The organism is Cellulomonas rhizosphaerae, assembly GCF_003470205.1.
Taxonomy (GTDB): Bacteria; Actinomycetota; Actinomycetes; order Actinomycetales; family Cellulomonadaceae; genus Cellulomonas; species Cellulomonas rhizosphaerae.
On the sequence record NZ_QWKP01000133.1, the window covers coordinates 1 to 13,853 of the forward strand.

The following is a 13,853-nucleotide window of genomic DNA, read 5'->3' on the forward strand; positions in this document are numbered from 1 at the left end:
CGCGTCTACCGCTGAGCTGGGACGGCGGCGCCGGGGCTCCCCCGGCGCCGCCGTCGGCGGTGCTATAAGGAACACCATGACGAGCCAGAGCAGTCCGTCGACTATCGAGGAGGTCGCCCGACGAGCAGGGGTCTCCCGGTCGACCGTCTCGCGCGTGCTCAACGGCGTCGCGACGGTCGACCCCAAGATGCGCCGCGCGGTCGACGAGGCCGTCCGCGCGACCGGCTACGTCCCCAACCTGGCCGCCCGCTCGCTGGTCACGCGGCGCACCAACTCGGTCGCGCTCGTGATCTCGGAGCCCGCCTCGGGCTCGGCCGGCGCCGAGTTCCTGCAGCGGATCTTCTCCGACCCGTACTTCGGGCGGGTCACCGCCGGGGCGCAGCAGGTCCTGCGGGCCACGGGCGTGCACCTCGTCGTCGTCCCGGCCGACCGGGAGGCGCACGACTTCGTCCTGTCCTACCTGCGCCAGGGCCACGTGGACGGCGTCCTGTTCCTGTCCGGCGGCGACGAGCACGGGCTGCCGCACGCGCTGCACGAGATGAACGTGCCCGTGGTCCTCTCCCACCAGCCGACCACCGCGCTCCCCGTGAGCTGGGTCGACGCCGACCAGGCGATCGGCGGGCGGCTCGCGGCCGAGCACCTGGCCCGGCTGGGCCGGCGCCGCGCCGTGGTGCTCGCCGGCCCGCCGGAGATGCGCGCCGCGCGCGAGCGGCTCGCGGGCTTCCGGGCCGGGGCGGCCGAGGGCGGCATCGAGGTGACCGTGGAGCACGGCGACTTCACGGCGCGCAGCGGCGCGGCGGGCGCGCGCGTGGTGCTGGTCGAGCACGCCGACGCGGACGCCGTGTTCGCGGTGAACGACCTCATGGCCGAGGCCGCGGCCCGCGTCCTGCAGGACGGCGGCCGGCGGGTGCCCGACGACGTGGCGGTGGTCGGCTTCGACGACAGCGCGACCGCGACCGAGGCGACCCCGCCCCTGACGACGGTGCGCCAGCCGGTCGAGGACATGGCCGGCGAGATGGCCCGCCTGCTGCTCGAGCGCATCCGCACGCCGGACCAGCCGCCGCGCGGCGTGATGTTCACGCCGACCCTCGTCGTGCGCGAGACCGCCTGACGTCAGGCGGCTGCCTCCCGCACGGCCTCGCGCAGGCTGTCCCGGTGCGCGTCCGAGCGCGCGTCGGCGCGGGCACGCAGCACGTGCCCGTCCGGCCCGAGCTCCTCGGCCGCGACCTCCTCGAGCGAGCGGAGCCGCAGGTCGAGCACCACGCGGCCGGGGCTGGCCGAGAACGCGAGTGCGCGCGTGCCGAGGTAGGCGGCCTCGTCGACCGAGTGCGTGACGAACAGGACCGTGGTCCCGGTCGCACGCCACACCCGCAGCAGCTCCTCCTGGAGCCGCTCGCGCGTGAGGGCGTCGAGGGCCGCGAAGGGCTCGTCCATGAGCAGCACGCGCGGCCGGCCCGCGAGCGCGCGGGCGATCGCGGCGCGCTGCTGCATGCCGCCGGACAGCTCGTAGGGCGCGCGGTCCGCGACCTCCGACAGGCCGACCAGGGCGAGGACCTCGTCGGCCGCCTCCCGCCGTGCCGCCTTCGACTCGCCGGCCCACTGCGGGCCGAGCTCGACGTTGCGCCGCACCGACAGCCACGGGAACAGCCGCGGCTGCTGGAACACCACGCCGCGGTCGACCCCGGGCGAGGTCACGGGCACGGCGTCGACGCTGACCTTCCCCGCCGTCGGGGACAGGAAGCCCGCGACGAGGTTGAGCGCCGTGCTCTTGCCGCACCCCGAGGGCCCGACGAGTGCGACGAGCTCCCCCGGGGCGAGGTCGACGTCCAGCAGGTCGAGCGCGGGCCGCGCCGAGGCGCCGGTCCCGAACACCTGCCGGACGTCGTCCAGGCGCACGCGGGCACCGTGCGACGCGGCGCCCGCGTGCGCCGTCATCACTTCTGGCCGAACGTGCGGTCGAGCGCGTCGAGCGCGATGCCGGGCTGGAGCGCGGCGACGTCCGGGACGTCGTCGATCGCGTCCTGGCCGTGCAGGAACTCGGCGGCCTGGTGCAGGCTCTCCGCGAACGCGCCCGGGGCGGCCTTGGTGCCGAAGAACTCGGGCGCGAGCTGCTCGGTGCCGCGCAGGAACGTCAGACCCTCGAGCTGTGCGGTGACGTCGGCCGGAGCGAGGTCCAGCTCGGCGCCGATCGCCTCGGTCGCGGTGGCCGGGTCGTCCTTGATCTGTGCGACGGCCTTGTCCTGCGCCGCGAGCCACGCGTCGACGACGGCCGGGTACTTCTGCGCGAGCGCGGTGGTGACGACGCCCAGGTCGTAGGTCGGGTGACCTGCCGCGGCCTGCTCGGTCGACGTGGTCAGCACGGTCCCGCCGAGCTGCGAGAGCGTGGGGTCCCACACGTACGCGGCGTCGATGTCGTCGCGGGTCCAGGCCGCGAGGATGTCGGCCGGCTGCAGGTCGACGAGCGTCACGTCGTCCGTGCTGAGGCCCGCGTCGGTGAGCGCGGCGACCAGGCTGTAGTGCGAGGTCGAGGCGAACGGCGTCGCGATCTTGTGGCCCTTGAGGTCCGCGATGGCCGTGATGTCGGTGCCGTCGCGGGCGACGAGCGACTCGGCGTCGCCGATCACGTCGTGGATCCACGCCACCTGGTAGTCGATGTTCAGCGGCGCGGACAGCCCGCGCGTCACGGGGCTCGAGCCGGCCAGGCCGATGTCGATCGATCCGGCGACCACGGCGGTGTTGACGTCGCCGCCCGAGTCGAAGCGGACCCAGTCGATCGTCGTGTCGGGCAGGGCGTCCTCGAGCCACTTGTTGTGCTTGACGACCAGGTCGCCGTTGGGGATCTGCTGGTAGCCGATCCGGAGGGTGTCGGGGGCCTCGACTGTGGAGGCACCGTCCGAGGGGGTCGCCTTGGCGTCGTCGTCGGACGACGAGCACGCGGCCGTGGTGGCGAGCAGGAGCCCGGCAAGGCCGAGCGTGACGAGCTTGCGGATGGACATGGGTGTTCCTCTCGAATGGGGTGGGACCGGGGAGAACGAGGGGGTCAGGCGCGCCCGCGCCACGGGCCGACGCGGTGCTCGGCCCAGCGCAGACACGAGTCGAGCAGCACGCCCGAGATGCCGAGCACGAGGATCCCGAGGATGACCACGTCGGTCTGCAGGTAGCGCTGCGCGTCGCGGATCATTCCGCCGATGCCCGGGACGCCGTTGATGGTTTCCGCGGCGACGACGGACGTGTAGGCGACGCCGACGCCGAGCCGGATCCCGACGAGGATCTCGGGCAGCGCCGCGGGCACGATCACCCACCAGATGACGTCCCAGCGCCCGGCGCCCAGGGAGCGCGCGCCGTTGACGTAGTCGCGGTGCACGCCGCCGACGGCCGCGGCGGTCGCGACGGCGACCGGGGGCATGGCCGCGATGAGCAGCAGCCAGATCTTGGGCGTCTCGTCGATGCCGAACCAGATGACCAGGAGCGAGAAGTACGCGAGCGGCGGGAGCTGGCGCAGGAACGTGACTCCGGGCTCGAGCAGCACGCGGACGAGCGGGATCGTGCCGATCGCGAGGCCGATCACGATGCCGAGGATCGTGCCGATGCCGGCGCCGAGCAGGATGCGCTCGAGGCTCATGCCCAGGTGCTGCCAGAGCGTGTAGCCGCTGAACCCGGTGCGGCCGTTCTCGTCGGGTCGGATCCCGGCGACCGTGAGGAACGCGTCCCACACGTCACCCGGGGTCGGGACGAGCACCCGCGGCCAGATCTCGAGCGCGGTCACGAGCCACCACACGCCGAGCAGGGCGGCGACGCCCGCGGAGCGCAGGCCCAGCGTGCGCAGCCACGGCCGCGGCGTGCGGACGGCGGCGGGCGCGGGCGTGGTCAGCTTCGTCTCGGTCGTCGTCATGAGGGCGTGCCCGACGAGCCGTCGGTGGAACCCCGCAGCGCGGCGTACCGGGGCAGGACCTCCTCGCCGACGCGGTAGGCCTCCTCGACGTGCGGCCAGCCGGACAGGATGAACTCGTCGAACCCGGCGTCGGCCAGCTCGACCAGGTAGCGGGCGACGTCGTCGTGGCTGCCGACCAGCGCGGTGCCCGCACCCTCGCGCAGGATCCCGATGCCGGCCCACAGCCCGGGCGCGACCTGCTGGCTACGGGCGTCGGTCCCCAGCGAGCGCGTGAGGTCGTTCATCCGCTTCTGGCCCACGGACTCGAGGCGGCCGAACCGCGCCTGGGCCGCCGCGACCGCTGCGGGGTCCATCCCGGCGAGCAGACGGTCGGCCTCGTCCCACGCCTCGTCGGCCGTGTCCCGCGCGATGACGTGCAGCCGCACGCCGAACCGCAGCGGCCGGCCAGCGGCCAGGGCGCGCACGCGCGTGATCCTCTCGACGAGGGCCGGCACGGGCTCGCCCCACGCGAGGTAGACGTCGGCGTGCTTGGCCGCGACGGCCTCGGCCGCCGGGGAGGCGCCGCCGAAGTAGATGGGCGGGCGCGGCGAGGGCAGCTGCGGGAAGCCACCGCCCTCGATCACGTAGTGCGCGCCGGAGTGGTTCAGCGGCTCGTCGTCCCACAGGCCGCGGACGACCTCGAGGAACTCGTCGGTGCGCGCGTACCGCTCGTCGTGCGCGAGAGTGTCGCCGTAGGACCGCTGCTCGGCTGGGTCGCCGCCCGTGACGACGTTGAGCGCGAGCCGTCCGCCGGACAGCCGCTGGAACGTCGCGGCCTGCTGCGCGGCGAGCGTCGGCAGGATGAAGCCGGGCCGGAAGGCGACCAGGAACCGCAGGTCGCGGGTCTGCGTGAGCAGCGCGGCCGTGGTGATCCAGGCGTCCTCGCAGGCCGCGCCCGTGGGCGTGAGCACGGCGTCGAAGCCGGACAGCTCCGCCGCGCGCGCGATCTGGCCGAGGTGGTCGAGGGAGGCGGGCCGCGGCAGCTTGCGGGCGCCGGCGGCGGCGACCACGTTGCTGACGTGCCGGCCGTCGCCGTTGGTGGGCAGGAACCAGTGGAACGAGGTCATGAGGGCGTGTGCCTGTTCTCGTCGTCGGGGGATTCGAGGAGAAGCGCTCGGCCCGAGCTGCGGGCTGCGCGCGGCCGGGGTCGGGTCAGGCCCGACAGCTCGCCGCAGGCGCGGCACACCGGCGCGCCGGGGACGAGGTGAACGACATGGCGCGGATAGTCCCGACCAGAAGGGTCCGAATCAAGAGGCGGACACGAAAGTCCCACAGGCTGGACGCGAGCAAGGGCCCGACGACCCCCGTCGTCGAGCCCTTGCTCCTTACCGCCTCCCCTGCGGAGGGAGGACGCCCGCGTCCGGATCGCACCATCGCCGGACGCGGGCGTCGATCAGTGGCGCCTCACGATCAGTGGCGCCTCACCACGTGCTCGGCGCCGGCGGGGTCACCACCGGCGGCCGGTCGTTGCAGGTGATGGCGTTCGGCACGAAGGGCGTGAACCAGTTGCGGCCCACCTCCCACGGGTTGCCGTCGGTGCCGTCGTTCCCGCCGCCGTCGACGAGCGAGAACTCCGAGCCGGTGGCCGGGAAGCCGAAGGCGCCGCAGTTGTTGACGCCCGCCCAGCCGACGTTGCGCACGTCGACGTTGGTGAACGACGCGGACCCGAAGGCACGGGCGCTGACCACCGAGGTGCCGGCGCCGTCGACCTGGACGTCGGAGAAGTGCACGTCGTCGATGCCGTACAGGTCCTTCACGCCCCACTCCGAGACCATCATGATCGCGTTGTACCCGTTGTCGAGGTAGTGGTCGCCCGTCACGTCGACGCCCTTGACCGGGCCCTCGAGCGCGTAGAGCCAGATGGCTCCGAGCCCGATCTTCCAGTTGAGGTCGAACGTGCTCGCCCGGACCGTCGTGTTGTCCGCGAACGTGGTGCGGCCAGAGAACGGGACCGCGCTGAACCGGGCCCCGGCGTGCAGGCCGCTGCCCTCGCGCACGGGGTCGGCGACGACGTTGTTCGCGACCTCGTTGTCGTGCCCGCCGTAGATCGCGATGTTGTTGGCGAGCGCCGGGTTGAGCACGGTGTTGTGCGAGAACACGTTGTCGTGGTCCGCGTCCTGCGCGGGCGTGGAGACGCCGTGCGACCACATGGCCAGCCCGTCGTCGCCGGTGCCGCGGATGAAGTTGTTCGTCACCGTGGCGTTCGAGATGCCGCGACGCAGGTTCAGGCCGTCGGCGATCTGGTCGACGATGATGTTGTCCTTGACGGTGAGACCACTGAACGGCCCGTCGAACCACATGCCGACCTTGGTGTGCTGGATGAAGAGACGCTCGACGGTCGAGCCGCCGCCCAGCGCGCCACCGACACCGTTGACCTGGTCGTCGTCGACGCGGTCGCGGGTGTTGCCGATGATCGAGAAGTCCGCGAGGTGCACGTCGGTCGAGCCGCCGTCCTCCACGTACTTGCCGTAGACGCCCACGCCGTCACCGGTGAGCGTGGTCCACCAGTTGCCGGCGCCCACCACGGTGACCTTGTCGACCACGAGGTGGCGGTCCACCTTGTACGTGCCCGGCGGGATGTAGACGGGGACCTGCAGCTTCTTGCCGGCGGCGATCGCCTTGTCGAGCGCGTCGGCCGAGCTCTTGCGACCCGTGGGGTCGGCGCCGTAGAGCCACGCGTTGACGCTCTTCCTGGGCGGCAGCTTCGGCAGGCCGACCTGCTCGAAGTCCGCGACGTCGAGCACGACCCAGTCGAGCTTGTTCGTCTTGGGCACCGTGAAGCGCACGGTGTCGCCCTTCTTCAGCGGCACGACGAGGGGGATGCGCTTCTCCGCGTAGTAGTGGAAGGGGCGGAACGGCTTGTCGAACACCGGCGCGGGCGTGGTCGCGGACGGCACGCAGCCGCACTCCGTGAGCCACCAGTCCTTGTTGGGGTCGGCCTGCGGGTCGTTCGAGAACGGGTAGGTGCCGTACAGCCAGGAGAACTGCGAGGTGAGCGTCGCGCTCGTCAGCTTGATGCCGTTGACCGCCACGTCGATCGGTCCCGTGAGCCCGCCGCCGGCGGGCGCGTCGGGGATCGCGTACCGCAGCGTCACGGCGTTCGCGGGCTTGGTCAGCGTGTACTGCACGTACTCGCCCGCGGCGTCGAGCTTGACCGCCTTGCGTCCCGATGCCTCGCTGGGCAGCGTGTAGGGCGTGCGGTCGGGTCCGACGAGGTCGCCGGTGTACGTGGCGTTCTCGGCCTCCTGCTCGACGAAGGGCACGGTCGCGCCGCGGCCCGCCGTCAGTGCCGGGTCGATGCCGGCGACGGTCTCGACGCCCGGCTTCGGCTCGGTGGATCCGGCCGCGAGGCCGGGCTGGGCTGCCGCCAGCGTCGCGACGAGGGCGAGGGCGGTCGCCGCGGCGACCCGCCCCGCTCGTCGCCGACGGGCGTGATGAACGGAAATCCTCACGGAAGCGCCTCCTTGCGCACCGGGGGTCGGCGCCGCGGGGGGATGCGGCACCGCATGACGGGACACACCGTACGGACTGGACAAACCGACAGACAAGAGTCAAAGAGAAAGTGGAAGAACTTACGCGAATCGCGGCAACAAGTACGCACACCGCGGCGCAACGGGCTGCAGGATGCGTGTCTCAGCCCAGGACCAGCAGCGTCCCGCCGCGGTAGGTGCCGACCAGGTGACGACCGAGCTGGCTGAGTCCCAGCAGCCCGCCGGGCAGCCGCACGTCCCACGTCCGGTCGTCCCCGTCCGCGTCGACGGCCACCAGTCGCGGCGCGTCCGACGGGGCGCCGCGCACGATCGTCAGGTACGTCGGCCCGTCGGTCACCGGGGAGAGCGGCAGGTCGTCGGGATGCAGCGCCGCGCGGTGGTGGACCGCGCCGGTGCGCGCGTCGATCGAGACCAGGACGTCCTGGCCCGACGAGCCGACCACGTGACCGTCGCGCAGCAGGTAGATGCCTGAGAGCGGGTCGGGCGTTTCCCACAGCCGCTCTCCGGTGCGCCCGTCGTACCCGCGGGTCGCGGTGTCGACCGTCACGACGAGGTTCGGCGCGGAGCCGTCGTCGACGCGCGGCACCATGACGATGCCGTCGACGTCCACCGGTTCGGCGTCCTCGCGCAGCAGCCGCGAGGTCCCGGTGCCGTCGCCCGCGAAGTCGTTCAGGACGATCGCGTCGCCGAGCGCCGCGGCCGCGGCGTCGTCGGCCTCGTCGAGCACGTCGCCCGACCGGCCGAGCACGGTGACGTGCTCGCGCGTCGAGCCGAGGGCCACGAGGCCGCCCGCGGCAACGATCTCCGGGCGCCCGCCGCACGCGACGGTCGTCGTCCACAGTACCGAGGAGGAGTCGAGCGCGGTCACCTCGCACTCGGTGCCGACGGAGCGCGCCAGGTAGGTCGTGTCCCCGGCGGCGGCCAGCAGGTCGGCCCTGGTCGGGAGGTCCTCGCGGCGCAGCACCGCGCCGTCGGTCGCGTCGAGGACGACGAGGCCGCGGCGCGAGTCGACCAGGCACGCGAGCACGGGGCTGTCACCGAGCGAGCCGGGCACGCAGGACGGGCCGCCGGCGGGCGTGACCGTGAAGTTCCCCGCGTCGATGGGTGCGCCAGCGGTCTCGCCGCGGTCGCCGAGCGGGGTCGACCACCGCGCCAGGCCGGTACCGACGTCCAGCGCGACCGCCGCGTAGGCCTCGTCGACCTCGTGACGTACACCCACGTACGCGCCGTCGACCTCGTACCCGGCACTCACCACCGTGTAGTCGTCGTCGGGGACCTTCCACCGCACGCTCAGCGCGTCGCCGACAGGTGCGAGCGTGCCGGGCAGCGCCGCGATGCGCTCGTCGTGCGCCCGCTGCCGCGCATCGAGGCCGGCCTGCGTCCCGACGGCGAGGAGCGCGACTACGATCGGCAGCGGCCACCAGCGGCGCCACCGCGAGCGCGAGCACGGCTCGTCGTCGACCGGCTCGTCCTCGAGCAGCTCGACCTGCGACACCGCGGTGCGGCCCATCCTCTGACGCTACTCACGCGCACGACCGGGGGCCCACCGCAGTGCGGCGAACCCCCGGTCGGGTGAGGTGAAGATCAGCTGAGGCCGGACTTCATGGCCGAGATGAGCTCACCGTTCGTGGTGTCGCCGGACAGCTCCCAGAAGAAGGAGCCGCCGAGCCCCTTGTTCTTGGCCCACGTCATCTTGCTCGTGATCGTGGCGGGCGTGTCGTAGCTCCACCACTCGCTGCCGCACTTGGCGTACGCCGTGCCGCCGACCGTGCCCGTGGCGGGGCACTTCGACTTGAGCACCTTGTAGTCCTCGATGCCCTGCTCGTACGTGCCGGGCGCCGGGCCGGTGGCCGTGCCGCCGGGCGCGCTCTGCGTGACGCCGGTCCAGCCGCGCCCGTAGAACCCGACGCCGAGCAGGATCTTGCTCGCCGGGATGCCCTTGCCGATGAGCTTGTTGATCGCGTCCTCGGCGTTGAACCCGGCCTGCGGGATACCGGGGTACGACGTGAGCGGGGCGTTCGGGGCCGTCGGGCCCTGGGCGTTCCACGCTCCGAAGTAGTCGTAGGTCATGGGCATGATCCAGCTGAGCTTGGTGGCCGCGGTGGCGTAGTCGGTGGCGTCGATCTTGCCGCCGTTGCTGCCGTCGGCCGTGATGGCCGCCGTGACCAGGAAGCTGGAGCCGAACTTGTTGCGCAGCGCCGTGATGACCTTGTCGAACGCGAGCGGCCCGCTGTTGTCGCAGGACAGGCCGCAGGCGTTCGGGTACTCCCAGTCGATGTCGATGCCGTCGAACAGGCCCTTCCACCGCGAGTCGTTGAGCAGGTCGTAGCAGGAGTTTGCGAACCCGGCGGGGTCGGCCGCCGCGGCCGTGAACCCGCCCGACCAGGTCCAGCCGCCGAACGACCAGATGACCTTGAGGTTCGGGTTGGCCGCCTTGAGCTTGCGCAGCTGGTTGAAGTTGCCGCGCAGCGGCTGGTCCCAGGTGTCGGCGACGCCGTCGACGCTCTGGTCGGCTGTGTAGGCCTTGTCGTACGCGGCGTAGGAGTCACCGATCGAGCACTTACCGCCCGTGGTGTTGCCGAACGCGTACAGGATGTGGGTCAGCTTCGCTGCCGAGCCGCTCGTCTTGACGTTGTTCACGTGGTAGTTGCGGCCGTAGACGCCCCACTCCGCGAAGTAGCCGACCAGCTTCTTGCCGCCGGGGGGCGGGGTGGTGGGCGTGACGGTCGGCGTCGGGGTCGGCGTGGGAGTCACGGTCGGGGTGACGGTCGGCGTCGGCGTCGTCGTCGGCGTCGTCGTCGGGGTGGTCGTCGGGTTGCCGCCCGTACAGGCCACGCCGTTGATCGTGCAGTTGAGCGGGGCCTTGTACGGGCCCGAGCCCACGTAGCCCCAGGTCTGCGAGGCGCCGGGCGCGAACGGCCCCGCCCAGCTCTTCGAGGTGGCCTTGTAGTGGTTGCCGGTCTTGACGACGTCGGCGTCGTAGGAGCTCGTGATGGCCGTGCCCGCCGGCAGGTCGAACTCGAGCGTCCACGTCGGCGAGCTCGTCGTCGACGCGTTCTTCACCAGGACCGAGGCCTGGTGGCCGGTCCCCCAGTCACCGGTCGAGGTGAAGGTGGCGGTGAAGGAGCCGGCCGCGCTGGCCGACGTGGGAAGGACGGCCACCAGTGCGGCGACGAGCCCTGCTGAGGTGAGGAATGCCAGTGCGGCGTTGCGCCGGCGTCGGGGGTGGGTCGGGGTTGTTCCGGCCGCCGGAGCGACTCGTCTCGCGAAGTGCATTGGTGCCTCCGTGGTGACGCATTTGGAAGGGGTGTTTTGTAAGGATCACTCACTAATCCTTCATCTGTGACGTTAGCCAGACCGGGTGAAATCGGTCAAGACTTCGGGAGATATTCAGGCAACCGCGACGCACCGGACACGGCTCCGTCTCCTCCCCGTCGTGCGGCTCTGACCTGCGCAGACGCGCGCGGACCGCGGCCCGAGAATTAGTGGCACGCGATTTCCCCGCGCGGAGTCTGTGAGCCCGCTTTTCGCGGCGCCCCACTGCCCGCGCCCCCGGCACCGCTGGCTAGGCTCGCGGGATGCCGAGCGACGCCGAGCGCCTCCGGCTCGCGGCGACGTTCGACCGCGCGGCCGCGGCCTACCGCCGCGCCCGCCCCGGCTACCCCGCGCAGCTGTTCGACGACCTCGTCCGGCTTGCTGGGCTGGAGCCGGGAGCACACCTGCTGGAGGTGGGCTGCGCGACCGGCACCGCGACCCTCCCGCTGGCCCGCCGGGGGTTCGTGATCACGTGCCTCGAGCCTGGCCCGGCCCTGGCGGCGCAGGCTCGCGACCACCTCGCGGGGCTCGACGTCGCGGTCCTCGAGACCCGCCTGGAGGACTGGACCGCCACGCGGACGTTCGCCCTGGTCTACGCCGCCACGGCGTGGCACTGGCTCGACCCGCGCACCCGGTTCCGCCGGGTCGCCGAAGCCCTCGAACCCGGCGGTCACCTGGCCTTCTGGGGCGCCACCCACGTCATCCCGGACGACGGCGACCCGTTCTTCACCGACCTCCAGGAGGTCTACGAGGAGATCGGCGAGGGCCTCCCGCCGGGCACCCCGGTCCCCCGCCCGGGCGAGCTGCCCGACGAGCGCGCGGACATCGAGGCGAGCGGGCTGTTCGAGGTCGTCGCGATCCGCCAGTACGACTGGGAGACCGTGCACGACGCCGACGGCTACCTCGACGTGCTCGACACGTTCTCCGGGCACATCGCGATGCAGCCGTGGCAGCGCGAACGGCTCGACGGCGAGATCCGCCGGCGCCTCGCCGAGCGGCCCGACGGGCTGCTGCGCCGCCACTGGGGCTGCGTGCTGCACGTGGGCCGCCGGACCGAGGCCGTCAGCGGCGGCGCTGCGCCACGATGACGTTGTCCGTCAGGTCAGCCATCTCGCCGTCGGGTGCCATGGCGCGCCGCACGGGCGCGTCGATCCTGGCCAGGTCCCAGCTCTCGTCGAGCGCGAGCGACGCCCACGTCTCGGCCACGCTCGGGAAGTGGTGGTGCGCGTGGGCGAGCCGCGAGCCGGGCGGGGCGTTGCCGTGGTCGATGACGACGAGCGTCCCGCCGGGCCGGACGAGGCCGACGGCGCGGCGCAGGATCGCGTCCCGGTCGATCTCGAGGGGCGTCTGGAAGTAGGTCGCCGTCAGCAGGTCGACGGCGACGTCCGGGAGGGTGCGGGTCAGGTCGTGCTGCTCGGTCGCGACGGTGAGCCCGCGCGCGGCGGCCCCCTGCGCGACCCGGGCGAGTGCAGTCGCGGAGACGTCGACCGCGGTCACGTTCCACCCGAGCGACGCGAGCCAGAAGGCGTCCCCGCCGTGGCCGGCACCCAGGTCGAGGGCGTCGCCGGGGGTCAGGCCGAAGCCGCCGAGCACATCGACGAGGACCGCGTTCGGGTTGGTCCCCCACGCCGCCTCGCGGTCGCGGTAGCGCTCCTCCCAGTACGCCTCGCTCTCGGTGGCGCTCATGCCGACACCGCCAGCGCCAGGCGCACGTCCTCGGCCACGAGGTCGTGGTTGACCATGGCGCCGACGCTGGCACCGGCGCCCATCGCGACCGGGACGTTGGCCCGCGGGTTGACGACGTTGCCGGCCGCCCACAGGCCGGGGACGGCGGTCGCGCCGAACTCGTCGACCGGCACGAAGCCGTCGCGCCGCTCCGCGCCGAGCTGCAGGAGGACCTCGTCGTGCGGGGTCGGGGTCGGCATGGCGAAGATGACGTCGAGGTCGACGACGGCCCCGCCGACCAGCTCGACCCCGGCGAGCGCGTCGCCGTCGGTGAGCACCCGCGCGAGGGGCGCATCGACGACCTCGATGCCGCGCGCCTCGAGCTCGGCGCGCTCGTCGGGATCGGGGGTGCCGGTCCCGTTGGTCAGGAAGACGAGCGAGGACGACCACTGCCGGATCAGCTGCGCCCGCGCGGCGCTGCCCGGCCCGGCGGCCAGGACGCCGATGCGCCGGTCACGCACCTCCCACCCATCGCAGTACGGGCACGAGACGACGCCGCGCCCCCACTGCTCGGCCAGCCCGGGGACGGCGGGCAGCTCGTCGCGCAGGCCGGTGGCGACGACCAGGCGTCGGCCGACGAACGACTCACCGCCGGCCACCTCCACCACGAAGCCCTCGTCGGACCGGCGGGCCCCGACGACCTCGGCGCTGACGATGGCGCCGCCGTAGCCCTCGATCTCGGCGCGGCCCTTGGCGAGCAGCTCGGTCGGCGGCAGGCCGTCGTGCCCGAGCACCGCGTGCATGTGCGGCGCGAACCGGTTCCGCGGCGCGGCACCGTCCAGCACGACGACGCGTCGTCGTCCCCGCACCAGCATCAGCGCGGCACTCAGGCCGGCGCTGCCTCCTCCGACCACCACGACGTCCCAGGTTTCGCTCATGCGCCCACTGTGGGCGCTCGGGCCCTCGTCGTGCAATCCTTGTTGCGGAAACAGCAAACTGGAGGCTCGCGTGAAGGACTTCGACGAGGTGCTGGAATCCGTAGGCCCGCGGCTGCGGGACCTGCGCGCGCGGCGCGGCCGGACGCTGGCCGACGTGGCCGACGAGACCGGGGTCTCGGTGAGCACCCTGTCGCGGCTCGAATCGGGCCTGCGTCGCCCGTCGCTCGACCTGCTGCTGCCGCTCGCGCAGGCGTACCGGGTCCCGCTCGACGACCTCGTCGGCGCCCCTGCCTCGGGCGACCCGCGCGTGCACCCGCGGCCCGAACGGCGCGGAAACCGCATCTTCATCCCGTTGACCCCCAGCGCCGAGGGGGTGCACGCCTTCAAGATGATCCTGCCGGGCCGTACTGCCGACCCGATCGCGCAGAACGCGCACGCCGGTTACGAGTGGCTCTACGTGCTGTCGGGAACCGCGCACCTCAAGCTCGGCGACACCGTGACAGTCCTCGCCAC

Annotated in this window: 12 protein-coding genes; 3 read left to right on the plus strand and 9 right to left on the minus strand. The window is 72.9% G+C overall.

Annotation, left to right across the window (positions count from 1 at the left end):
- Positions 1 to 76 precede the first annotated feature (76 nt).
- Positions 77 to 1,111: a LacI family DNA-binding transcriptional regulator gene (locus D1825_RS04030; RefSeq protein ID WP_118766180.1), complete on the plus strand. Its 1,035-nt coding sequence runs from the start codon at positions 77 to 79 to the stop codon at positions 1,109 to 1,111.
- 2 nt (positions 1,112 to 1,113) lie between these two features.
- Here the strand turns inward: D1825_RS04030 and D1825_RS04035 are convergent, their stop codons facing one another.
- From D1825_RS04035 to D1825_RS04065, 7 genes are all read right to left on the minus strand, one after another.
- Positions 1,114 to 1,896: an ABC transporter ATP-binding protein gene (locus D1825_RS04035; protein WP_233549616.1), complete on the minus strand. Its 783-nt coding sequence runs from the start codon at positions 1,894 to 1,896 to the stop codon at positions 1,114 to 1,116.
- Between the two features lie 38 nt (positions 1,897 to 1,934).
- Positions 1,935 to 2,996 (minus strand): taurine ABC transporter substrate-binding protein, encoded by a 1,062-nt coding sequence (locus tag D1825_RS04040; RefSeq protein ID WP_118766182.1) that lies wholly within the window; start codon positions 2,994 to 2,996, stop codon positions 1,935 to 1,937.
- Positions 2,997 to 3,040: 44 nt separating this feature from the next.
- Positions 3,041 to 3,892 (minus strand): ABC transporter permease, encoded by an 852-nt coding sequence (locus D1825_RS04045; RefSeq protein ID WP_118766183.1) that lies wholly within the window; start codon positions 3,890 to 3,892, stop codon positions 3,041 to 3,043.
- Positions 3,889 to 4,998, minus strand: a complete 1,110-nt coding sequence (locus D1825_RS04050; protein ID WP_118766184.1) for an LLM class flavin-dependent oxidoreductase — start codon at positions 4,996 to 4,998, stop codon at positions 3,889 to 3,891. The genes D1825_RS04045 and D1825_RS04050 overlap by 4 nt, the downstream gene beginning before the upstream one ends.
- 354 nt (positions 4,999 to 5,352) lie before the next feature.
- A complete protein-coding gene (locus D1825_RS04055; RefSeq protein ID WP_199721490.1) occupies positions 5,353 to 7,383 on the minus strand; it encodes a glycosyl hydrolase family 28-related protein in 2,031 nt (676 codons plus the stop codon).
- A gap of 181 nt (positions 7,384 to 7,564) precedes the next feature.
- Positions 7,565 to 8,932 carry an outer membrane protein assembly factor BamB family protein gene (locus D1825_RS04060; RefSeq protein WP_118766185.1) on the minus strand — a complete coding sequence of 456 codons (1,368 nt, stop codon included), beginning with the start codon at positions 8,930 to 8,932 and terminating at the stop codon, positions 7,565 to 7,567.
- Between the two features lie 74 nt (positions 8,933 to 9,006).
- Entirely contained in the window at positions 9,007 to 10,584 is a 1,578-nt protein-coding gene (locus D1825_RS04065) for a glycosyl hydrolase family 18 protein (RefSeq protein ID WP_233549617.1), read from the minus strand.
- Positions 10,585 to 11,000: 416 nt separating this feature from the next.
- Here D1825_RS04065 and D1825_RS04070 point away from each other — a divergent pair, with 416 nt between their 5' ends.
- Positions 11,001 to 11,825, plus strand: a complete 825-nt coding sequence (locus tag D1825_RS04070) for a class I SAM-dependent methyltransferase (RefSeq protein WP_118766187.1) — start codon at positions 11,001 to 11,003, stop codon at positions 11,823 to 11,825.
- Here D1825_RS04070 and D1825_RS04075 read toward each other — a convergent pair.
- A complete protein-coding gene (locus D1825_RS04075) occupies positions 11,800 to 12,423 on the minus strand; it encodes a class I SAM-dependent methyltransferase (RefSeq protein WP_118766188.1) in 624 nt (207 codons plus the stop codon). The two genes, D1825_RS04070 and D1825_RS04075, sit on opposite strands and share 26 nt — an antisense overlap.
- Positions 12,420 to 13,340 carry an NAD(P)/FAD-dependent oxidoreductase gene (locus D1825_RS04080; protein WP_118766189.1) on the minus strand — a complete coding sequence of 307 codons (921 nt, stop codon included), beginning with the start codon at positions 13,338 to 13,340 and terminating at the stop codon, positions 12,420 to 12,422. The genes D1825_RS04075 and D1825_RS04080 overlap by 4 nt, the downstream gene beginning before the upstream one ends.
- A gap of 70 nt (positions 13,341 to 13,410) precedes the next feature.
- On the opposite strand from D1825_RS04080, the gene D1825_RS04085 reads away from it, so the two are divergent.
- On the plus strand, positions 13,411 to 13,853 hold a 443-nt coding region (locus D1825_RS04085; RefSeq protein WP_233549618.1), incomplete at its 3' end, for a helix-turn-helix domain-containing protein.

Coding starts and splice junctions, on each gene's coding strand:
- D1825_RS04060 (WP_118766185.1), bottom strand. CDS start 8,932: ATGGGCCGCACCGCGGTGTCGCAGGTCGAGCTGCTCGAGGACGAGCCG.
- D1825_RS04075 (WP_118766188.1), bottom strand. CDS start 12,423: ATGAGCGCCACCGAGAGCGAGGCGTACTGGGAGGAGCGCTACCGCGAC.
- D1825_RS04050 (WP_118766184.1), bottom strand. CDS start 4,998: ATGACCTCGTTCCACTGGTTCCTGCCCACCAACGGCGACGGCCGGCAC.
- D1825_RS04030 (WP_118766180.1), top strand. CDS start 77: ATGACGAGCCAGAGCAGTCCGTCGACTATCGAGGAGGTCGCCCGACGA.
- D1825_RS04080 (WP_118766189.1), bottom strand. CDS start 13,340: ATGAGCGAAACCTGGGACGTCGTGGTGGTCGGAGGAGGCAGCGCCGGC.
- D1825_RS04040 (WP_118766182.1), bottom strand. CDS start 2,996: ATGTCCATCCGCAAGCTCGTCACGCTCGGCCTTGCCGGGCTCCTGCTC.
- D1825_RS04070 (WP_118766187.1), top strand. CDS start 11,001: ATGCCGAGCGACGCCGAGCGCCTCCGGCTCGCGGCGACGTTCGACCGC.
- D1825_RS04045 (WP_118766183.1), bottom strand. CDS start 3,892: ATGACGACGACCGAGACGAAGCTGACCACGCCCGCGCCCGCCGCCGTC.